Origin of the sequence: Citrobacter sp. RHB35-C21 (assembly GCF_013816515.1) — a bacterium.
Classification (GTDB): Bacteria; Pseudomonadota; Gammaproteobacteria; order Enterobacterales; family Enterobacteriaceae; genus Citrobacter; species Citrobacter braakii.
On the sequence record NZ_CP057147.1, the window covers coordinates 3,307,561 to 3,327,445 of the forward strand.

Annotated in this window: 20 protein-coding genes and 1 pseudogene; 14 read left to right on the top strand and 7 right to left on the bottom strand. The window is 52.5% G+C overall.

Going from position 1 to position 19,885, the window contains the following annotated elements; genetic code table 11:
• Nucleotides 1–25: 25 nt before the first annotated feature.
• The 4 genes from HVZ39_RS16250 (at nucleotide 26) to tusE (ending at nucleotide 4,863) form a co-directional block, all read left to right on the top strand.
• Nucleotides 26–2,743 carry a TcfC E-set like domain-containing protein gene (locus HVZ39_RS16250; RefSeq protein WP_181632699.1) on the top strand — a complete coding sequence of 906 codons (2,718 nt, stop codon included), beginning with the start codon at nucleotides 26–28 and terminating at the stop codon, nucleotides 2,741–2,743.
• 1 nt (nucleotide 2,744) lies between these two features.
• Nucleotides 2,745–3,902 carry a CfaE/CblD family pilus tip adhesin gene (locus HVZ39_RS16255; protein ID WP_181632700.1) on the top strand — a complete coding sequence of 386 codons (1,158 nt, stop codon included), beginning with the start codon at nucleotides 2,745–2,747 and terminating at the stop codon, nucleotides 3,900–3,902.
• A 10-nt stretch (nucleotides 3,903–3,912) separates the two neighbouring features.
• Nucleotides 3,913–4,464: a LuxR C-terminal-related transcriptional regulator gene (locus HVZ39_RS16260; protein ID WP_016152494.1), complete on the top strand. Its 552-nt coding sequence runs from the start codon at nucleotides 3,913–3,915 to the stop codon at nucleotides 4,462–4,464.
• A gap of 69 nt (nucleotides 4,465–4,533) precedes the next feature.
• On the top strand, nucleotides 4,534–4,863 hold the full coding sequence (gene tusE / locus HVZ39_RS16265; RefSeq protein WP_016152493.1) for a sulfurtransferase TusE: 330 nt from the start codon (nucleotides 4,534–4,536) through the stop codon (nucleotides 4,861–4,863).
• On the opposite strand, the gene yccX is transcribed toward tusE, so the two are convergent.
• Nucleotides 4,860–5,141 carry an acylphosphatase gene (gene yccX, locus HVZ39_RS16270; protein ID WP_016152492.1) on the bottom strand — a complete coding sequence of 94 codons (282 nt, stop codon included), beginning with the start codon at nucleotides 5,139–5,141 and terminating at the stop codon, nucleotides 4,860–4,862. The two genes, tusE and yccX, sit on opposite strands and share 4 nt — an antisense overlap.
• Nucleotides 5,140–5,322 (bottom strand): annotated as a pseudogene (locus HVZ39_RS26690) (hypothetical protein); the annotation flags it as partial. The pseudogene HVZ39_RS26690 and the gene yccX, both read right to left, overlap by 2 nt.
• A gap of 113 nt (nucleotides 5,323–5,435) precedes the next feature.
• Between HVZ39_RS26690 and rlmI the strand changes: the two are divergent.
• On the top strand, nucleotides 5,436–6,647 hold the full coding sequence (gene rlmI, locus HVZ39_RS16275; RefSeq protein WP_181632701.1) for a 23S rRNA (cytosine(1962)-C(5))-methyltransferase RlmI: 1,212 nt from the start codon (nucleotides 5,436–5,438) through the stop codon (nucleotides 6,645–6,647).
• Between the two features lie 57 nt (nucleotides 6,648–6,704).
• Nucleotides 6,705–7,022 (top strand): heat shock protein HspQ, encoded by a 318-nt coding sequence (hspQ, locus tag HVZ39_RS16280; protein WP_016152490.1) that lies wholly within the window; start codon nucleotides 6,705–6,707, stop codon nucleotides 7,020–7,022.
• A 67-nt stretch (nucleotides 7,023–7,089) separates the two neighbouring features.
• On the opposite strand, the gene HVZ39_RS16285 is transcribed toward hspQ, so the two are convergent.
• Nucleotides 7,090–7,503, bottom strand: a complete 414-nt coding sequence (locus HVZ39_RS16285; protein WP_016152489.1) for a CoA-binding protein — start codon at nucleotides 7,501–7,503, stop codon at nucleotides 7,090–7,092.
• A gap of 171 nt (nucleotides 7,504–7,674) precedes the next feature.
• Between HVZ39_RS16285 and HVZ39_RS16290 the strand changes: the two genes are divergently transcribed.
• The gene (locus HVZ39_RS16290) at nucleotides 7,675–8,337 is read left to right on the top strand and encodes a DUF2057 family protein (RefSeq protein WP_019076417.1); all 663 of its coding nucleotides are present in this window, start codon (nucleotides 7,675–7,677) and stop codon (nucleotides 8,335–8,337) included.
• Between the two features lie 93 nt (nucleotides 8,338–8,430).
• Nucleotides 8,431–8,889, top strand: coding sequence for a methylglyoxal synthase (mgsA, locus tag HVZ39_RS16295; protein ID WP_016152487.1), 459 nt, complete (start codon nucleotides 8,431–8,433; stop codon nucleotides 8,887–8,889).
• A gap of 32 nt (nucleotides 8,890–8,921) precedes the next feature.
• On the opposite strand, the gene helD is transcribed toward mgsA, so the two are convergent.
• The gene (gene helD / locus HVZ39_RS16300) at nucleotides 8,922–10,976 is read right to left on the bottom strand and encodes a DNA helicase IV (RefSeq protein WP_019076416.1); all 2,055 of its coding nucleotides are present in this window, start codon (nucleotides 10,974–10,976) and stop codon (nucleotides 8,922–8,924) included.
• A gap of 125 nt (nucleotides 10,977–11,101) precedes the next feature.
• Here helD and HVZ39_RS16305 point away from each other — a divergent pair, with 125 nt between their 5' ends.
• On the top strand, nucleotides 11,102–11,548 hold the full coding sequence (locus HVZ39_RS16305; protein ID WP_016152485.1) for a YccF domain-containing protein: 447 nt from the start codon (nucleotides 11,102–11,104) through the stop codon (nucleotides 11,546–11,548).
• 18 nt (nucleotides 11,549–11,566) lie between these two features.
• Entirely contained in the window at nucleotides 11,567–13,720 is a 2,154-nt protein-coding gene (gene yccS, locus HVZ39_RS16310) for a YccS family putative transporter (protein ID WP_029139472.1), read from the top strand.
• Here yccS and HVZ39_RS16315 read toward each other — a convergent pair.
• Nucleotides 13,698–14,312 (bottom strand): TfoX/Sxy family DNA transformation protein, encoded by a 615-nt coding sequence (locus tag HVZ39_RS16315; protein WP_016152483.1) that lies wholly within the window; start codon nucleotides 14,310–14,312, stop codon nucleotides 13,698–13,700. The two genes, yccS and HVZ39_RS16315, sit on opposite strands and share 23 nt — an antisense overlap.
• A 216-nt stretch (nucleotides 14,313–14,528) precedes the next feature.
• Here HVZ39_RS16315 and sulA point away from each other — a divergent pair, with 216 nt between their 5' ends.
• Both sulA and ompA read left to right on the top strand, forming a co-directional pair.
• Entirely contained in the window at nucleotides 14,529–15,038 is a 510-nt protein-coding gene (gene sulA / locus HVZ39_RS16320; RefSeq protein WP_049271473.1) for an SOS-induced cell division inhibitor SulA, read from the top strand.
• Between the two features lie 357 nt (nucleotides 15,039–15,395).
• The gene (gene ompA / locus HVZ39_RS16325) at nucleotides 15,396–16,454 is read left to right on the top strand and encodes a porin OmpA (protein ID WP_016156137.1); all 1,059 of its coding nucleotides are present in this window, start codon (nucleotides 15,396–15,398) and stop codon (nucleotides 16,452–16,454) included.
• Nucleotides 16,455–16,552: 98 nt separating this feature from the next.
• Here the strand turns inward: ompA and matP are convergent, their stop codons facing one another.
• Nucleotides 16,553–17,005 (bottom strand): macrodomain Ter protein MatP, encoded by a 453-nt coding sequence (gene matP / locus HVZ39_RS16330; RefSeq protein ID WP_016152480.1) that lies wholly within the window; start codon nucleotides 17,003–17,005, stop codon nucleotides 16,553–16,555.
• Between the two features lie 185 nt (nucleotides 17,006–17,190).
• Here matP and HVZ39_RS16335 point away from each other — a divergent pair, with 185 nt between their 5' ends.
• Together HVZ39_RS16335 and fabA are read left to right on the top strand one after the other, a co-directional pair.
• Nucleotides 17,191–18,951, top strand: a complete 1,761-nt coding sequence (locus tag HVZ39_RS16335) for a Lon protease family protein (RefSeq protein WP_016152479.1) — start codon at nucleotides 17,191–17,193, stop codon at nucleotides 18,949–18,951.
• A gap of 68 nt (nucleotides 18,952–19,019) precedes the next feature.
• The gene (gene fabA / locus HVZ39_RS16340) at nucleotides 19,020–19,538 is read left to right on the top strand and encodes a bifunctional 3-hydroxydecanoyl-ACP dehydratase/trans-2-decenoyl-ACP isomerase (protein WP_003035875.1); all 519 of its coding nucleotides are present in this window, start codon (nucleotides 19,020–19,022) and stop codon (nucleotides 19,536–19,538) included.
• A 107-nt stretch (nucleotides 19,539–19,645) separates the two neighbouring features.
• On the opposite strand, the gene rmf is transcribed toward fabA, so the two are convergent.
• On the bottom strand, nucleotides 19,646–19,813 hold the full coding sequence (gene rmf, locus HVZ39_RS16345; RefSeq protein WP_003035871.1) for a ribosome modulation factor: 168 nt from the start codon (nucleotides 19,811–19,813) through the stop codon (nucleotides 19,646–19,648).
• Nucleotides 19,814–19,885: the final 72 nt, after the last annotated feature.

Here is a 19,885-nt window from a genome sequence, read left to right on the forward strand (position 1 = left end):
GTCAGGATGATGTCGAGGCTTGGTCATGGCGTTTCACAGAAATACTCTCCTCTTAGTTGCTTTATTACCCGCATCCATCCAACTCGCCTGCGCCGAGATGGCCGTCCCGGCAGGTTTCGAAGATCTGGCGAAAACGCAGCGCCTGTGGATAGAGGTTAACCTCTATGGCGAATCGCTTGGCCTTTTTGAAACGGATATCACACTTGAATCGGTCAGTTTTGTCGCACCCGAAACCGTGGTCGCGGCTATCAAACGTCAGTTTAATGACGCTCCTGCCCTCGTTGCCACCGTGTCTGCAGCTCTCGCCGTTCCACTTGCCCGTAACGGCAACCTGGCGTGCAGCAGCAATGGCTCCGCAACGGGATGTGATTACATTGATACCCATCGCGCGGCCATTATCTATGATGAGAATAACGCGCGCATTAGCCTGTTTTTGAACAAGAAATTTCTGCCTAAACAGACCACAGAAAACCAGTGGTATCAGCCTACGCAGGGCACTGAGAATGCGTTGATCCATCAACAGAATATCAATTTTGTTGCCGACAGGGATTACCAGTCAGCCACCGTTCAGGGCAATGGCGCGCTGGCCATGACGCAGGACGGCTACTTTAATCTCGACTGGACCTGGCTGGGGCAGCGTTCAAGGCACCAGCAGCAACAAGAAATAACCGTCAACAATGCCTGGTTTCGCCAGGATATCTGGCGTCAGTACTATATTCAGTTAGGCGAGATGGATACCCGCGATCTGTTCAGTAATGCTGGTGGGAATATCAACCTCAGCCAACTGCCGCTGGGCAAAATTCGCGGCCTGCGCACAGGCTCGACAAGGGCATGGATCAATCCGGTTCAGCAGTCAAAGGGTACCCCCATCACCGTGCTGCTTTCCCATGATGCGCGTATTGACGCCCGCCGGGGCAATCAACTGCTGGCCAGTTTTTATCTCAATGCCGGGGCTCAGACCCTGGACACGCGATCGTTCCCAGACGGGAGCTATACCGTGACGCTGTCCGTCTATGAAAATAACCGGCTGACACGTACCGAGCAGATACCGTTTACCCGTACCGGTATTACGCCGTTTGACCGCGTCGAGTGGTTCCTGCAGGCGGGCGAAACAGACAATAACAATCAAAACGATGAACGTAGCGCGGTCGCTCAGGCGGGTGTCCGCCTGCCTGTCACTCCAACGCTGGCACTCACCAGTGGCGCAGCGATAAAGAAAAACCAACGTTTTCTGGAAAATGCACTCGACTGGAGTCGTGGTTTCAATGCGGGTCCGATCGATGGCGTACTCTCGACCCGGTTTAGCTACCTTTACGGCAGCGAAGGACAACGCGGCAATATTCAGCAAATCAGCTATAACGACGGCTTTTCACTGAGCTTCTATCGCAACGCGTTATCAGCGGAAAACTGCAATACCCGAAGCGCGGGATATGACGCCGTAAATGGCTGTTACCGAAGCCTGTCGGTGATGTTCTCCGTCCCTGTCGGCACCTGGTACGCCAGCCTGGGATATTCGGATAACCGCAACGAAGGACGGTACGTTTCTCGTCGGGAACTCCCGGACAGTGACGATCGCCACGATGCAGGCTTGCCCTGGGAGTCGGTTTATATGACCCGCTCACGCACGCGGGCCTGGCAGGGTGGCTTGAGTACGGCTTTCAGCACACGCGGTCTGAACATCAACAGCAGCATTAACCTTTTCATGCGTAACGATGACTCGCGCGAAGGCAGGGATAAAGGCGGCTACCTGAGCGTGAGCCTGTCAATGGCGCATAACCGTCAGGGCAATGCGACAAGCTATACCTCTCTGGGCGCGACATGGCAGCACCAGCAGCATGATAAAAACCAGCTGAGCTATAACGTGGCGCACAACTGGTATGCCGACGCACGTGGTGAAAATGAGTATGGACTGAGCGCATCAGGTATTAACAGCGATTCACTCAATACCTCTGCCTACACGCGCCAGGGCGGACGATATGGCAACGGGAGCCTGACAGTCAGCGATGCCTGGGATCGTCAGGATCGGCGCCATACCCTGAGCAGCAGCGGCAATTACAACTCCACGCTTGCGCTGTCGCGCTCTGGTCTGTGGCTGGGCCGCTGGAGCGACGGACGTCCTGCTTCAGCCATCGCGGTTAACGTTGCCACACCGGAAGATTCCCAGGATCCGAGCATTGCCGTGTCGCTGGATAACGGCGGCAGTGCAGACATTCCAGGCAATAGCCGCGCCCTCTTCGCCGTGCCGGGCTATCAGCAGACTACGTTGACGATTAACGAATCGCTGGATGTCTCGCGGGGTGCCAGCAGTGAAATCACACAAGGTTCAGGCAGCAGAACGTTGTTTATGGTGCCAGGCAAACTGCTCCGCCGGGACGTGCAAACCACGGCAAGCTACACCTGGCTCGGCCAGTTAACTGACGAGCAACATTCGCCGTTTATCGGCGGCGTGCCACTGAACGTTAACGGCTGGAGCGACCTTGGCAACGGCGGGTTTAGCGCTCAAAGCGACGCTCTGCTGCATAACCTCTACCTGGTGCGTCAGCAGCAGTTTTATCAGTGCGAGCTGAACGTAAAGAGTATGCGCGACGTCGTGCGTTACGTCGGGTCGATCCCTTGCCGGGAATTAACCTTCTCTGCCCTGCCGGATACTGTCCAGCAACAGGCACAGCTGATGCTCGCCGGACGATCGGTACCAACGGGTCCAACTGCCATGAATGCAGACAACGTCACAAAAGGGAAATGATGTGAACAAGCACTTAATTATTTTACTTTTTTTAAGCCTGTGGGCGGGCCAAACCCAGGCAGCGGCCCCTGCCGGAAGAAACACCAGCGTCGGTATCAGCTTCGATCGCATGGCCGCCCCCGCGCGCTTTGATATCTGGGTTCATGAACCGAGCGGCTATGATGTCGCCGATCCGCAAAAGTGGGGACGTAATACTCTGACGTGTCTGTCCCGTACCGACTCCGCAGTTGGCGCCTGCATGACCGCCCCGGCCTGGTTCACAGCGAACCCGGGGACACCTTATGCCATCAATTTACGTTTTACGCATGCCCTTACCAGCAAAACGGTAGATCTTAAGGTCTATGGCGATCACTACATGTTTTTCAATAATAAAGTCTTTACCTATCCCAGTTTTATCACGGGAGGGACAGAGATTGTTGCAAACTGGTCCAGAGAACCCTACTTCGATTTCTATATCGTGAAAAGCGAACTGGAAAAGCTCGCTCTGCCGGGTATCTGGACCGCAACGCTGAGGCAGAACCTGCGTCAATGGGATAGTGGCAACTGCGGCGGGAACTTCGCTGACCCCAATACCGGATGTCCAGGCTATCGCGCCATTGCTAGCTGGCAGGCCACAATGCGCATTGAGGTTGTCGATCCGGGTAATCAGCAGATTTATCTGCCGGCATTTCCGCACTCAACGCCTATCGTTAACCTCAACCTGACCAACTTCCCGGGGCGGCCGGGTGGCAGTGAAATCCAGGGTGAAAACACGCTGGATATGTGCCTGTACGACGGCAAAAACAGTACCAGCACCCGCACTTATCTTCGGTTTGAGGACGACGGTCTCCCCTCAACGGACCGTGCGGAAGAGGCATTTTCAATCCGGCGACGCGGCGGAAGTCAGACCGATGCGCGGGATCGTCTCGACTATCAGGTTTTCGTCACTAATCCCGTCACGGGCGCAACCGAAACCGTCGCCAACGGTAAAACCCTAGTCTGGCAAGGCACCAACGATCCGCAGCATCTGCGTCAGGTCGTCCTGCCCGGCGGACGTGAGAGCGTACTGTGCGTACCAGCCCCTATTGTTTTGAAAACCCCTGCGTTTGCAGCCAGCAGTAAAAACGCCGGGGATTACACCGGCACGCTACGCATCATCTACACACCCAGTACGTTATAAAGAGGCCGCCGTGAATTACGTCATTCTTGATAATAATCGTTTTTATGCCGAAGGGTTGCGCTACGCCCTTCTGCGCCGTAACGCTCACACTCAAGTTGAGAGCGGCGCGTTACAGTGGCACCGTTCGCTGTTGGCCTGCGACACCCTCGTTGTGCGTTGCCGCTTTTCCGTCGCGAGGACGCATCTGGCGCTGGTCGACATTCTGCTTCAACTGGAGGCCAGGCGCTGGGAGGGAACGGTTTATCTGGTGTGCAATGAAAAAGGCTGGGCACTGGCCACGCATTTACGAAAGCGTTTTGCCACGCTGACCTTACATATCATTGATGACAGAATTGCCGTCGTGGATGCGGCGTATCTGCTTGCTAAAGAGCCCCGTCGGGTACGCAGTCTGAATTGCTGCCTGACTGGCATGGAGTTCAATGTTCTCGACAGGCTGGTTAACGGTCAATCGGTAAAACATGTTGCGCATATGACGCAGATTAGCGAAAAACAGGTTTCGACGTATAAATGCAACGCGCTGAAGAAGCTTAATGCCAACAATCTGCTACAGCTTCTTCTGTAGGTCGAGGTTTCTCACGCCGCCCCTTATTTGCTAAACTAAGGGCGGTTTTTACTTTATCGACAGAGCACTATGTTCATTTTTGCAGGCCATGAAATTGAGACCGATAGCGAAGGCTATCTGAAAGACACCACGCAATGGAGCGAGCCGCTGGCGGAGAAAATCGCCGAAAACGAAGGTATCGTTCTCTCCCCCGAACACTGGGAAGTGGTGCGTTTCGTTCGCGAGTTTTATCTGGAGTTTAATACCTCCCCCGCTATCCGCATGCTGGTAAAAGCGATGGCCAACAAGTTTGGCGAAGAAAAAGGCAACAGCCGTTATCTCTATCGCCTGTTTCCGAAAGGCCCAGCTAAGCAGGCAACTAAAATTGCCGGCCTGCCGAAACCGGTGAAATGTATTTAATAGCGGATACTAAATCCCTTTAGCTCGTCGCCAGGGCGGTGCGGTTCGCTGAGAACCCGATCAACCCTGGCGCTGCGTGGTCCCCCGGCTTTCAACCACTTCATCAGTTGTTCCACCCGCTCGCTTTCACCACAGGCGACAACTTCTACGCTGCCGTCATCCATATTCTTCGCATAGCCGGTCAACCCCAGCCGTTGCGCTTCATGCTGGGTGGTGTAGCGAAATCCTACCCCCTGAACCCGGCCATAGACCCAGGCGATGATGCAGACTTTCGACATTGCGGTTCTCCTTATCAACATAAATGAAAGAACAGGTACCGATGGACAGATGACCGGCAATCTCCTGATCTGTCCATAGATTAGCAGGGGATAACAGAATAAGTTGTCGCACCTGTTCAGTGAGATTAAACCGTCGCTCGATAAGCAGAGGCCCCGCCATACCATCATGCAGTAGCGCCAGACGCTGATGATTGACCTCATCATCTGTGCTACTCTACGCGCCATTTTATTTTAATGGTTTCAGGTTGGTACTTTCATCCAACCCGCGTCACTGTTTGTGAGAGGTTGCTCCGCATGACTGAATCTACAATTCCACATTATCCTCGTTTAGTGTTAGCCAAGGGGCGCGAAAAATCATTACTTCGCCGCCATCCGTGGGTATTTTCCGGTGCTGTCGCACGTATGGAAGGTAAAGCCAACCTCGGTGAAACCGTTGATATCGTTGACCACCAGGGGAAATGGATAGCGCGCGGTGCGTTCTCTCCGGCGTCGCAGATCCGTGCGCGCGTCTGGAGCTTCGATAAGTCTGAATCCATCGACATTGATTTCTTTACCCGTCGTCTGCAGAAGGCGCAGACATGGCGTGACTGGCTGGCGAAAAAGGACGGTCTGGACAGCTACCGTCTGATCGCCGGAGAATCCGACGGCCTGCCAGGTGTCACTATTGACCGCTTCGGCAACTTCCTCGTATTGCAGTTGCTCAGCGCGGGGGCTGAATACCAACGCGCCGCGCTGATTAATGCTCTGCAAATTGTTTTCCCGGACTGCGCTATTTATGACCGTAGCGATGTAGCCGTGCGTAAAAAAGAAGGTATGGCGCTGACCCAAGGGCCCGTCACGGGCGAATTGCCGCCTGCTCTGCTGCCTATCGAAGAGCACGGTATGAAGCTGCTGGTTGATATTCAGCACGGTCACAAAACCGGCTATTACCTCGATCAACGCGATAGCCGCCTGGCGACGCGTCGTTATGTGGAAAACCAGCGTGTCCTGAACTGTTTCTCCTATACCGGCGGCTTTGCGGTCTCAGCATTAATGGGCGGATGCCGTCAGGTGGTCAGCGTCGACACCTCTCAGGAAGCACTCGATATTGCCCGCCAGAACGTGGAACTGAACAAGCTGGATCTGAGTAAAGCCGAGTTCGTGCGAGATGATGTGTTCAAACTGCTGCGCGCCTATCGCGATCGCGGTGAGAAATTTGATGTCATCGTGATGGATCCGCCGAAATTTGTCGAAAATAAAAGCCAGTTGATGGGCGCCTGCCGCGGTTATAAGGACATCAATATGCTGGCTATTCAGTTGCTGAACCCAGGCGGCGTACTGCTGACATTTTCCTGCTCCGGGCTGATGACGACCGATTTATTTCAGAAAATCATCGCTGATGCCGCAATAGATGCTGGTCGTGATGTACAATTTATAGAGCAGTTCCGTCAGGCCGCCGATCATCCGGTGATCGCTACCTACCCGGAAGGGCTGTATCTGAAAGGGTTTGCCTGTCGCATCATGTAACTTGAAAAGTGGAATATTACCCTTACATAGAGGGTATCTATTTCCCGGGAGGTGACTATGATTGCCAGCAAATTCGGTATCGGCCAGCAGGTCCGCCATTCCCTGTTAGGTTACCTCGGAGTGGTCGTGGATATCGACCCGGAATATTCGCTTGATGAGCCGTCAGCCGATGAGTTGGCGGTTAACAGCGAACTTCGCGCCGCTCCCTGGTATCACGTGGTGATGGAAGACGATAATGGTCTGCCAGTGCATACGTATCTGGCCGAAGCGCAACTGAGTAGCGAGCTACAGGAAGAACATCCGGAGCAACCGTCAATGGATGAACTGGCGCGCACAATCCGTAAACAGCTTCAGGCTCCGCGCCTGCGTAATTGATACTAACACAGGCCCGATGGCGCTTCGCTTATCGGGCCTGTGCGTTTCATCCGGCGACAGTCAAACTTTACTTCGCCAGTCCCAGTCGCGGGATCTCAATCGCCGGGCAACGATCCATCACCACCGTCAGCCCCGCATCACGCGCCAGCACGGCCGCCTGCTCGTTAATTACGCCAAGCTGCATCCATAGCGTCTTCGCGCCAATGGCGATAGCCTCCTGAGCGACGCCCCACGCCGCTTCAGAATTACGGAAGACATCGACCATATCCACTTTCTCTGGCACATCCGCCAGCGTTGCATAGCCCTGCTGCCCCAGCAGCATTTTCCCGGCAACCTTCGGTGAAACGGGAATAACGTGATAGCCCTGGTCGAGTAAATACTTCATCACGCGATAGCTTGGGCGATCGGGTTTATCGCTTGCGCCAACCAGTGCAATCGTGCGGGTAGATGTCAAAATGCCAGCAATATCGGTCTCTTTCATCGTTTTCCTCCAGGCTGTTTAACAAAGTGTACGACAAACCTGCCCCCGCAACCATTCATCCCATACTGGCGTATGAGAGCTAAACTCAAAAATATGTCTATATGTTAGTAAACGTGATTATCGAAAAATTTAGATACATGTTTGCAGCTATTTTCTGGACAGGAGAAACCTATGAAAGCCGGCATTGTGACAGCCTTAATTGCCCTGTGTTTGCCGGTAACCGTTTTTGCTACCTCATTACGCCTGTCTAATGATATTGACCTTTTGGTGCTGGACGGAAAAAAAGTCTCCAGCTCATTACTGCGTGGCGCCGACAGTATCGAGCTGGAAAATGGTCGCCACCAGCTCGTATTTCGCGTAGAAAAAACCATTCGCTTGTCCAGCCACGAAGAACGTCTGTATATTTCGCCTCCGCTGGTCATCAGCTTTGATACGCAACTCGTCAGCCAGGTTAATTTCCACCTCCCGCGTCTGAACAATGAGCGGGATACAGCGCATTTTGATGACGTTCCACGTGTGGAATTGCTGGATGGGGACTCCATGCCTATCCCCGTCAAGCTGGATATTCTGTCAATCACATCCACAGCGAAAATAGTGAATTATGAAATGGAAACTGAACGCTATAACAAAGCGGCTAAACATGCGTCATTACCGCAGTTTGCTACGATGATGGCCGATGACAGCTCGCTGCTTTCCGGGGTATCTGAACTGGATCGCGTGCCGCCTCAGTCGCAAACGCTAACCGAACAGCGCTTAAAATATTGGTACCAACAGGCAGACGCACAAACGCGAAGTAACTTTTTGCAATGGGCTCAGAAACAGCCTCCTTCATGACATTTATGTTCGCATACGCATTTTTTTTGTCTTTCTCTTGCAGCGTCAAGAGCTTCCAGTACTCTGTAACCAGGTTAACTTGGGAGCTGTACTATGGAATTAACAACTCGCACATTGCCAGCGCGTAAGCATATTGCGCTGGTTGCACACGATCACTGTAAAAAGATGTTGATGAGCTGGGTGGAACGCCACCAGCCGTTGCTGGAAAAGCACGTTCTGTACGCCACAGGAACGACGGGAAACTTAATCCAACGCGCAACGGGAATGGACGTCAACGCCATGCTGAGCGGTCCGATGGGGGGCGACCAGCAGGTGGGCGCGCTGATTTCAGAAGGGAAAATTGATGTGCTGATTTTCTTCTGGGACCCGCTGAACGCCGTACCTCACGATCCTGATGTCAAAGCGCTACTGCGTCTGGCGACGGTATGGAACATTCCGGTTGCCACCAACGTGTCGACCGCCGATTTTATTATCCAGTCGCCAAACTTCAACGATGCAACGGACATTTTGATCCCAGATTACGCCCGCTATCTGGCAGAGCGCCTCAAATAAACGCCGGGCAGGCGGCAATTGCCGCCTGCTATTCAGGGTTTTCTTGCTACCGGAACATCCAGTTGTTTAAGCTCATCAACAAAGCACGACGGTGTTTCTTTATTAAACAGCAGCCATACCCGATGCCGTGCCCGCGTTAGCGCCACATACAGCAAGCGTCTCTCTTCAGCATCCGGGAAATCCTCCACCGCCGGAAGCAACGCCTCTTCCATAATCGACTCGCGGGCCGGGGCGGGAAAACCGTCATTCCCATCATGAAGCCCCACAACAATAACGTAATCTGCCTGCTGTCCCTTACTGGCATGGATAGTCATGAAATCCAGCTGTAGCTTAGGCCAACGGGTGGCAGCTTTCTCCAGACTGGCAGGTTTCAGGTGATGGTATCGCGCCAGCACCAGAATTCTCTCTTCTGCCTTCACAAATCCCGACAGCTTATCCAGTAGCAGATCCAGCTGGCTTTCATCGAGCAACGTGACGGCTTTTTTATCGCCTGCCATCAAACTGTTGAGCGGTTTCGTAAGCTGATGAGGGTTTTGCTGGATAAACTGGTTTGCGACTTCACCAATGCGGCTATTAAAACGGTAAGTCGTATCCAGATTACAACGGTCGCCCTCGCCGAAGTTTTGCTGGAATGCGGTGGTCAACGAAAGCTGTGCTCCGCTGAACCGGTAAATTGCCTGCCAGTCATCCCCTACGGCGAACAGCGTAGTGTGTGAGTTTTGCTTGCGCAGTGCGGCTAACAGGGCGGCTCGCTGAGGAGAAATGTCCTGAAATTCGTCGACCAGAATGTGTTTCCACGGACTGATAAACCGCCCTTTTTCCAGAATGACAATGGCCTGATGAATCAACCCGGAAAAATCGACGGCATTCTCATCCTTCAGGGCGCCCTTCCAGGCTTTGAGCAGGGGAGACATCAGCTTAATGCGTTTACTGAAAAGATCGCGAATCTCCTCCGGAGCATTGGCGATCATCTCCGCCTGCGCTCCGCCATGCATACGCATCAGGCTAACCCAACGATCCAGCCGGGAAGCCAGCCGGCGCTGTAATTTTTCGTCATCCCAGAAGTTACCTTCGGGTACAGACCACTGCATCTCTTCTTCTAACCATTGCCGCCAGCCTTTGGCCTGTGCTTTTTTCTCACTGCACTGCTGACGCCAGGTCGTGATAAAAAGTTTGCTGCGCGCGGCAACATCATTTTCCAGCTTGCTAACCGTCGGGACTTTTTTGCTCCCCTGAGAAATAATGTGCAACGCCAGTGAATGAAACGTCCTCGCGGTGATCTCTTCCGTATGCAGACGTTCACGGATGCGATCGTCCATCTCCTGGGCCGCTTTGCGTCCAAACGCCAGCAGCAGGATTTGTTCGGCCGCCGCTTCCCCTCGCGCAAGTAGCCAGCCCGCACGGGCGACCAATACGGATGTTTTGCCGCTTCCGGCCCCCGCAAGAACCAGTAATGATTGTTCGCCGTTCACCACCGCCCGCGCCTGGGCCGGATTCAGCGGCGAGGACTCAATTTGCTGGAAAAAATCGGCATGTTCTTCCAGCATGGCATCGGTATACGCCTGGTTGTGCTGCAAGCGACAAGCTTCAATGTCCTTCAACCATGCCTGGCATTGACGTAACGCCTCACGGCAATTTTCAAATTCTTCCAGCCGGTTGATCGGGAGCGGCAATGCGGCAAAGGCGCGGCGGATCTGCTGCTGTAGTCCTGACGTCTGTTCGCGCGTCAGCCATTTATTCTCACTGGTGCGGGTGGCGATCGCCTCCAACTGCTGCTGTAAAACTCCCGCAGCGACGTCGCTCATTTCCTGACTCCACTGCTGCCAGAGCGAATTCAAATGGTGATGGAAGCGCTGGGTTTCAGCCCATTCAGTACCGTGAAGACGAACCACCTTATCATCCGGGAGCACAAACTCCAGCTCTCCCCATACCAGGCCGCGTTTACAATGAATAGCCAGTAACTGATTGAAGGGAATAAGATACTCGTGACGATCGCCGGAAACCTTAATCCCGGCATTGAGAATAACGGCCCGATCGTAAGGGTGTTGTGCCAGACGTTTTCCAAGAGAAGTTGCTTTCAGTTCCATAAGACTCAAGCGGATCCACACGAAGAGGTTTGCTTATCAGTGTAACCGCCAGAGAAAACGTGCTCCAGCCCAAAAAAACGTTACAATTGCCGAATTCACAGAAAACCAGAGTTAACCGAGGGTTTATGCGTACTGTTCTGAATATTTTAAATTTTGTGCTCGGGGGATTCGCCACCACCTTAGCCTGGTTACTGGCTACGCTGGTCAGTATTGTGCTGATTTTTACTCTCCCCCTGACCCGCTCATGCTGGGAAATAACCCGACTCTCGCTGTTTCCCTACGGTAACGAAGCGATTCATGTCGATGAGCTTAATCCAGCGGGCAAAAACGTCCTGTTGAATACCGGAGGCACCGTGCTCAATATTTTCTGGCTGATTTTCTTCGGCTGGTGGTTGTGCCTGATGCACATTGTCTCCGGTATTGCCCAGTGCATTACGATTATTGGTATCCCGGTTGGCATTGCGAATTTCAAAATCGCGGCGATTGCACTGTGGCCGGTGGGTCGCCGGGTAGTGTCAGTTGAAGTTGCTCGCGCAGCGCGTGAAGCCAACGCGCGTCGTCGCTTCGAATAATCAGGACCGATGGCCTTTATGTTAAGTCCTCTGCTCAAACGCTATACCTGGAACAGCACCTGGCTGTACTACGTGCGGATTTTTATCGCGCTTTGCGGCACAACAGCGCTGCCCTGGTGGCTGGGTGACGTTAAGCTGACCATCCCGCTCACGCTGGGTATGGTCGCAGCCGCGCTTACTGACCTGGACGATCGTCTTGCAGGTCGCCTGCGCAATTTGATCATCACGCTCGTGTGCTTTTTCATTGCCTCGGCCTCGGTCGAACTGCTCTTCCCATGGCCATGGCTGTTTGCCCTTGGGTTAACGCTTTCCACCAGCGGCTTTATACTGCTGGGGGGATTAGGGCAGCGCTATGCAACCATCGCCTTTGGCGCGTTGCTGATCGCCATTTACACGATGCTCGGCACCTCGCTTTACGATCAGTGGTATCAGCAGCCAATCCTGCTGCTCGCGGGCGCCATTTGGTACAACCTGTTAACCCTGACCGGACATCTTCTGTTCCCTATTCGCCCGTTGCAGGACAATCTGGCGCGTAGCTATGAACAGTTAGCGCACTATCTGGAACTGAAATCGCGTCTTTTTGATCCCGACATAGAAGATGAAAGCCAGGCGCCGTTGTATGATCTAGCTCTTGCGAATGGGCAACTGATGGCGACTCTAAACCAGACAAAGGTGTCACTGCTGACCCGCCTGCGCGGCGACCGCGGACAGCGAGGAACACGTCGCACGCTACATTACTATTTTGTGGCGCAGGATATTCACGAACGCGCAAGCTCCTCGCATATTCAGTACCAAACGCTTCGCGACCATTTCCGCCACAGCGACGTGATGTTCCGCTTCCAGCGCCTGATGTCGATGCAGGGGCAAGCGTGTTCGCAACTGTCTCGCTGTATTTTATTACGCACGCCTTATCAGCACGATCCGCACTTTGAGCGCGTCTTCACTCATATTGATGCTGCACTTGAGCGCATGCGCGCGAGTGGTGAGCCTGCCGACCTGCTCAACACGTTGGGATTTTTGCTGTCAAACCTGCGGGCCATTGATGCCCAGTTGGCTACCATTGAGTCCGAACAGGCTCAGGTACTTTCGCGCAATGAGTCTGAAAATCAGCTTGCCGATGACAGCCCGCATGGGTTCAGTGATATCTGGTTGCGTCTGAGCCGTAATTTCACGCCTGAGTCCGCCCTGTTTCGTCATGCTGTTCGCATGTCGCTGGTGCTCTGCGTCGGCTATGCCATTATCCAGATAACCGGAATGAACCACGGGTACTGGATCCTGTTGACCAGTCTGTTTGTCTGCCAGCCAAACTACAACGCCACCCGACATCGTCTGGCACTAAGGATTATCGGCACATTAGTCGGTATCGCCATTGGGTTACCGATCCTGTGGTTTGTACCTTCTCTCGAAGGGCAATTGATCCTTCTTGTGATCACCGGCGTGTTGTTTTTTGCCTTTCGTAACGTCCAGTACGCGCATGCCACCATGTTTATCACGCTGCTGGTGCTGCTGTGCTTTAACCTGCTCGGTGAAGGTTTTGAAGTTGCACTTCCGCGCGTCATCGATACGTTGATCGGCTGTGCCATCGCCTGGGCTGCTGTCAGCTTTATCTGGCCAGACTGGCGTTTTCGGAATCTGCCGCGAGTGATTGAACGGGCCACTGACGCTAACTGTCGTTATCTTGATGCTATTCTCGAACAATATCATCAGGGGCGTGATAATCGTCTGGCATACCGTATCGCCCGCCGTGACGCGCACAATCGTGATGCGGAACTTGCTTCGGTGGTGTCGAACATGTCGAGTGAACCGGATGTCACGGCCCAAACACGCGAAACGGCGTTCCGCTTGCTGTGTCTTAACCATACGTTTACCAGCTATATTTCCGCCCTCGGCGCACATCGCGAGCAGTTAACCAATCCTGACGTCCTGGCATTGCTGGATGATGCCGTCTGCTATGTAGATGATGCGCTTCACTATCAACCTGCTGATGAGCAGCGCGTATACCAGGCGCTGGAAGATCTGAAGCAGCGAATTCAGCATCTCGAGCCACGTCCGGACAGTAAAGAGCCGCTGGTCGTACAGCAAGTTGGGTTACTGATTGCCCTGCTCCCGGAGATTCGGCGATTACAGCAACAAATTGCCGTGCTGCCATCTAATACCCCGGTTCCGGCGTAAGAGAACTTACCCACTCCACCAGCTCCTGGCGACGCGTCGCCGGGAGCGCGGCTTCATGCACCCCGTCAACCGCCCCTTCAAGGGCATAGAGTATTTTTACCGTTAAGGCAGGGTTATTTTGCCGAAGTTTCAACCAGCACATCTGAGCTCCCAGCGATCGCAATGTCCCCTCATCCTTAATTCCTGCTTCATTTAGCAAGGTCTCCAGATGAAACGTCATATTCGGTAATTCCCGCAGGCGATGTTGTGCAAAGCGACTCTGTTTTTCCTTAACGGCTGCATCGAGTGAAAATTGTGATAGCGATACTAACTGCTGCTGGTTTTGCCACAGGGTATCGTTCACCTGGTAATAATTGAGTACAACCGGACGCCCGCGCTTGATAAATGTTAGCCAGACAGGAGAATTTTTTACACAGTACTGGGCGCTCTGCTCACAGGCGCGAAGATATAACTCACCGCTGGCAACCATGGCAAAGACCGTATCACCAACCGTCAGACTATAGCCGCCAAACAGTGAGCGGTAGTGAATTGTTCCCAGAGAAGCCAGATATTCTTGTGATTTATAGATTCTTGCATAAGACTTTTCTTTCATAAAAATCCTTTTAAATCATAACGTAAGCAAATAATTTGCAGTAGCAGATCCGTTAATGACGAAAATAGGCAACTTATGCGTATGGGGCAAGATGAATTTTATTTTTCCCGTGATGATGACTAAAAATTGCGAACCTGTTTCCGAAAATAAGGTTGATCTTTATTGATGGCGGGGTTACTGTATATCCATACAGTAACTCACAGGGCTGGATTGATTATGTACACTTCAGGTTATGCAAATCGTTCTTTGTCGTTCTCTTCCGCATCGAGCAGCATTGCGCGCGTTTCAGCAGAGAACGCTACCGCTGGGCTTATCAGTGAAGTGGTCTATCGCGAGGACCAGCCCATGATGACGCAGCTCCTGCTGCTTCCCCTGCTGCAACAGTTAGGGCAACAATCACGCTGGCAGTTGTGGCTGACGCCTCAGCAAAAATTAAGCCGTGAGTGGGTGCAGTCGGCCGGGCTTCCATTGACCAAAGTCATGCAAATCAGCCAGCTCTCCCCCTGCAATACGCTGGAATCGATGGTTCGTGCGCTGCGCACAGGTAATTACAGCGTCGTCATCGGCTGGTTGACGGAAGAATTAACCGAAGATGAACATGCCGAACTGGTAAAAGCGGCAGATGAAGGTAATGCGATGGGGTTTATCATGCGTCCTGTTCGCGCTCAGTCACTTGCGGGGAGACAGCATTCCGGGCTAAAAATTCACTCGAATTTGTATCATTGAGTAAAATTAGGATTTATCCTGGAATTTTTTTTCATGTTTTAATTTGCCATTGAGCTGTAACGCGTTTTCCGGCTGAAGGCCTGTCTGAAGCGGTTTTCAGGAAATCTTCAGTACATTTATTCATCTATAAATGTTAAATATTGTGTACACAAGCCTTTTTTTTTCATATGCCTGACGGACTTCACACTTGTAAGTTTTCAACTACGTTGTAGACTTTACATCGCCAGGGGTGCTCGGCATAAGCCGCAGATATCGGTAGAGTAACTATTGAACTGGTCCCCGGGTGAAGGATTTAACCGTGTTATCTCTCTTCGGAGATATTCATGGCGAATTTTGGATGATAACGAGGCGCAAAAAATGAAAAAGACAGCTATCGCAATTGCAGTGGCACTGGCTGGTTTCGCTACCGTGGCGCAGGCCGCTCCGAAAGATAACACCTGGTACACTGGTGCTAAACTGGGCTGGTCTCAGTACCATGATATTGGCAACAACCAGATCAACAACTCCGGTCCTACCCACGAAAGCCAACTGGGTGCTGGTGCATTCGGTGGTTACCAGGTTAACCCGTACGTTGGTTTCGAAATGGGTTACGACTGGTTAGGTCGTATGCCGTACAAAGGCGCCACCGATGCTACCCACAATAATGGCGCTTTCAAAGCTCAGGGCGTTCAGCTGACCGCTAAACTGGGTTACCCAATCACTGACGATCTGGACGTTTATACCCGTCTGGGTGGTATGGTTTGGCGTGCAGACGCTAAAAACAACGAAGGCTTCAAAGACCACGACACTGGTGTTTCCCCAGTATTCGCAGGTGGCGTAGAGTATGCAATTACTCCTGAAATCGCTACCCGTCTGGAATACCAGTGGACCAACAACATCGGTGACGCGAACACCGTTGGCGGTCGTCCGGATAACGGTCTGTTGAGCGTTGGTGTTTCCTACCGTTTCGGTCAGCAGGAAGAAGCAGCTCCAGTAGTTGTTGCACCGGCTCCGGCTCCGGAAGTACAGACCAAACACTTCACTCTGAAGTCTGACGTTCTGTTCAACTTCAACAAAGCAACTCTGAAACCAGAAGGCCAGCAGGCTCTGGATCAGATGTACAGCCAGCTGAGCAACCTGGATCCGAAAGACGGTTCCGTAGTGGTTCTGGGCTTCACTGACCGCATCGGTTCTGACGCTTACAACCAGGGTCTGTCCGAGAAACGTGCTCAGTCCGTTGTTGATTACCTGATCTCTAAAGGTATTCCTTCTGACAAAATCTCTGCACGTGGCATGGGCGAATCCAACCCAGTTACTGGCAACACCTGTGACAACGTGAAAGCTCGCGCTGCACTGATCGACTGCCTGGCTCCGGATCGTCGTGTTGAGATCGAAGTTAAAGGTATCAAAGACGTTGTAACTCAGCCTCAGGCTTAAGTTATCGTCTTATGAAAAAACCCCGCTTTGCGGGGTTTTTTTTTCACTTTTTATCAATCAAAGCACGCCTGTACACAACACATTTAGCCATTCTGTGGTTATTCTTTTCCCAGCAGCGCCTGTAAATCCTGCTTCAATGTCGACATTTTATTCGCGTACTTCTCTTTATGCTCTGCGTCTTCAATCAGTTGCACAATGGTTTCAGAAAGCGTTTTGCCGCGCCGCTGCGCAAGCCCCGCTAAGCGCTGCCAGACCATAAATTCCAGATCGATAGATTTCTTTCGCGTATGCTGATGCTCCGCGTTAAAGTGCCGCTTACGCCTCGCCCGTATGGTTTGTTTCATACGATTTAGCAGCGCAGAGTTCATGTGTTCTTCAATCCAGGTATTGACCCGAACCGGTTCATTTTCGAGGGTTAGCAACAAATCAACGGCTTCTTCGGCAGCGCTGGCCTCTACGTAACGGGTGATTAATTCCCCCTCACGATGCTTCTTCACCAGATACTTCCATTTCCAGCCGCTTTCAAGGTTTTCAAGTTGTTGATATTTCATTGCGATCTCAATGTTACCGTGTAACTCTTATCAGAATATCAGCTTTTTCGGCATCTGAAGAAAAGAATATCCAGCCTGTGAACTGTCGCGCGTCATCGCATTCGTTTCACAGCGCTTTCCACGTGTGCAGTGATGATGGTTACGGTATAATCTCGTTTTTTACAACAGACTAAAAAACATCAACTTTGACCATTACGAAACTTGCATGGCGTGATCTGGTTCCTGACACCGATAGTTATCAGGAAGTATTTGCACAGCCGCACGTCACTGACGACACCGATACCTTACTTAGTGATACTCAGCCACGTTTACAATTTGCGCTAGAGCAGCTTCTTCAGCACTGGACGACGTCTTCGTTCATGCTGGTAAAAGCGCCGGAAGAGCTTGAGTACATCAACCTTATTGCAGAGGCCGCGCGGCCTCTGCACTCGGATGCCGGAAGTCTCACCGGAGGTCATTATGATATCTCCGGTCACACTATCCGCTATCGTGCAGCTGAGACAGCAGAAGACAATTTTGCGACATTAACCCAGGTAGTCTGCGCTGACTGGGTTGAAGCCGAACAACTGTTTGGCTGTCTGCGTCAGTTCAACGGCGAAATTACCCTACAGCCAGGCCTTGTGCATCAGGCCAACGGTGGTGTGCTGGTTATTTCGTTGCGCACGCTACTGGCCCAACCGCTGCTGTGGATGCGCCTGAAAGCCATTGTCAGCCACGAGCGTTTTGACTGGGTAGCTTTTGATGAGTCTCGCCCGCTGCCCGTCTCCGTTCCACCTATGCCGCTTAAACTCAAAGTGGTATTAGTCGGTGAACGTGAATCACTGGCAGACTTCCAGGACATGGAGCCGGAGCTGGCTGAGCAGGCTATTTATAGCGAGTTTGAAGATAATCTGCAGATAGTGGATGCCGAAACCATGACGCAGTGGTGTCAGTGGGTAACACATACCGCTACGCGCAACAATTTGCCCTACCCGGCCCCTGATGCCTGGCAAGTGCTGATCCGTGAAGCCGTTCGTTATACCGGCGAACAGGATACATTGCCGCTTAACCCGCTGTGGATCACCCGACAGTTCAAAGAAGTGGCCCCGTTATGCGAGGGCGAAACCTGCAACGCTGAGCAGTTCAGCCTGATGCTGACCCAGCGTGAATGGCGGGAAGGTTTCCTCGCCGAACGAATGCAGGATGAGATCCTGCAGGAACAGATCCTGATCGAGACGGAAGGCGAGCGTATTGGTCAAATCAACGCCCTGTCGGTGATTGAATTTCCTGGTCACCCCCGCGCGTTTGGTGAGCCTTCTCGTATCAGCTGTGTGGTTCATATTGGCGACGGCGAATTTACGGATATTGAGCGCAAAGCCGAGCTTGGCGGAAATATTCATGCGAAGGGTATGATGATTATGCAGGCGTTCCTGATGTCGGAACTCCAGCTTGAACAGCAAATCCCCTTCTCTGCCTCGCTGACCTTTGAGCAATCCTACAGCGAAGTGGACGGCGACAGCGCGTCCATGGCAGAACTTTGCGCATTGATTAGCGCCCTCGCCGACGTTCCTGTTAATCAAAGCATCGCCATTACCGGTTCTGTCGATCAGTTTGGTCGGGCACAACCTGTTGGTGGTCTGAACGAGAAAATTGAAGGCTTCTTCGCCATCTGTCAGCAGCGTGAGCTGACAGGCACACAGGGCGTTATCATTCCTTCAGCGAATGTCAGACACCTGAGCCTGCAGCCCGCTCTGCTACAGGCCGTAGAAGAAGAAAAATTCACTATCTGGGCGGTGGACGACGTGACCGATGCGCTGCCACTGTTATTAAATCTGGTGTGGGATGGTGAAGGCCAGACAACGCTGATGCAAACTATCCAGGAGCGTATTGCTACGGCAACGCAGCAGGAAGGTCGTCACCGTTTTCCCTGGCCGCTACGTTGGCTGAACTGGATTATTCCGAACTGATCGGACTTGTTCAGCGTACACGTGTTAGCTATCCTGCGTGCTTCAATAAAATAAGGCTTACAGAGAACATGGTAGATAAACGCGAATCCTATACAAAAGAAGACCTTCTTGCCTCTGGTCGCGGTGAGCTGTTTGGCGCAAAAGGGCCACAACTGCCTGCACCAAGCATGCTGATGATGGACCGTGTCATCAAGATGACCGAAACCGGCGGCAACTTTGACAAAGGTTATGTTGAAGCTGAACTGGATATCAACCCGGACCTGTGGTTCTTCGGATGCCACTTTATCGGCGATCCGGTGATGCCGGGCTGTTTGGGTCTGGATGCCATGTGGCAGCTGGTTGGATTCTATCTCGGCTGGCTGGGCGGCGAAGGTAAAGGCCGCGCGCTGGGCGTAGGCGAAGTTAAATTCACCGGCCAGGTTCTGCCGACTGCGAAGAAAGTGACTTACCGCATTCACTTCAAACGCATCGTTAATCGTCGCCTGATCATGGGCCTGGCTGATGGTGAAGTGCTGGTTGATGGTCGTCTAATCTATACCGCAAACGATCTGAAAGTGGGTCTGTTCCAGGACACTTCCGCGTTCTAATCCAGGTCAGCGTAGCCGCCAGACATTAACGTTTATTCGTCTTGTCTGGTGGGCAAAAAGGCGAAACCTCCGCTCTGCGGAGGTTTCTTTTATCTAAAGAGACAGAATCAGGCCATTAAAACCCTATCCCCCATGGCTTCTCGCCAGCCTCCCAGCCAGTATGACCTCTGATTCAGCGTCTGATAGGGACACATTTCTTTTGAGCGTCCGGCAATGCCGGCCTGATATCCACGTTGATGTGCCCGTTCCAGGCGATCTCGTTTTTGTCTCTTCATGCCTCGTTTCCCTCATCTTTTGGGTCTGGTGGAAAAGAAAACAGTGATTACTAAGTGTGCAATCACACTAAA

Bases quoted from the DNA above. Each gene is read 5' to 3' on its own strand.
- HVZ39_RS16250 (WP_181632699.1), top strand. From the start codon at position 26: ATGGCGTTTCACAGAAATACTCTCCTCTTAGTTGCTTTATTACCCGCA.
- tusE (WP_016152493.1), top strand. From the start codon at position 4,534: ATGTTCATTTTTGCAGGCCATGAAATTGAGACCGATAGCGAAGGCTAT.
- yccX (WP_016152492.1), bottom strand. From the start codon at position 5,141: ATGTCGAAAGTCTGCATCATCGCCTGGGTCTATGGCCGGGTTCAGGGG.
- rlmI (WP_181632701.1), top strand. From the start codon at position 5,436: ATGACTGAATCTACAATTCCACATTATCCTCGTTTAGTGTTAGCCAAG.
- hspQ (WP_016152490.1), top strand. From the start codon at position 6,705: ATGATTGCCAGCAAATTCGGTATCGGCCAGCAGGTCCGCCATTCCCTG.
- HVZ39_RS16285 (WP_016152489.1), bottom strand. From the start codon at position 7,503: ATGAAAGAGACCGATATTGCTGGCATTTTGACATCTACCCGCACGATT.
- HVZ39_RS16290 (WP_019076417.1), top strand. From the start codon at position 7,675: ATGAAAGCCGGCATTGTGACAGCCTTAATTGCCCTGTGTTTGCCGGTA.
- mgsA (WP_016152487.1), top strand. From the start codon at position 8,431: ATGGAATTAACAACTCGCACATTGCCAGCGCGTAAGCATATTGCGCTG.
- helD (WP_019076416.1), bottom strand. From the start codon at position 10,976: ATGGAACTGAAAGCAACTTCTCTTGGAAAACGTCTGGCACAACACCCT.
- HVZ39_RS16305 (WP_016152485.1), top strand. From the start codon at position 11,102: ATGCGTACTGTTCTGAATATTTTAAATTTTGTGCTCGGGGGATTCGCC.
- yccS (WP_029139472.1), top strand. From the start codon at position 11,567: ATGTTAAGTCCTCTGCTCAAACGCTATACCTGGAACAGCACCTGGCTG.
- HVZ39_RS16315 (WP_016152483.1), bottom strand. From the start codon at position 14,312: ATGAAAGAAAAGTCTTATGCAAGAATCTATAAATCACAAGAATATCTG.
- sulA (WP_049271473.1), top strand. From the start codon at position 14,529: ATGTACACTTCAGGTTATGCAAATCGTTCTTTGTCGTTCTCTTCCGCA.
- ompA (WP_016156137.1), top strand. From the start codon at position 15,396: ATGAAAAAGACAGCTATCGCAATTGCAGTGGCACTGGCTGGTTTCGCT.
- matP (WP_016152480.1), bottom strand. From the start codon at position 17,005: ATGAAATATCAACAACTTGAAAACCTTGAAAGCGGCTGGAAATGGAAG.
- fabA (WP_003035875.1), top strand. From the start codon at position 19,020: ATGGTAGATAAACGCGAATCCTATACAAAAGAAGACCTTCTTGCCTCT.
- rmf (WP_003035871.1), bottom strand. From the start codon at position 19,813: ATGAAGAGACAAAAACGAGATCGCCTGGAACGGGCACATCAACGTGGA.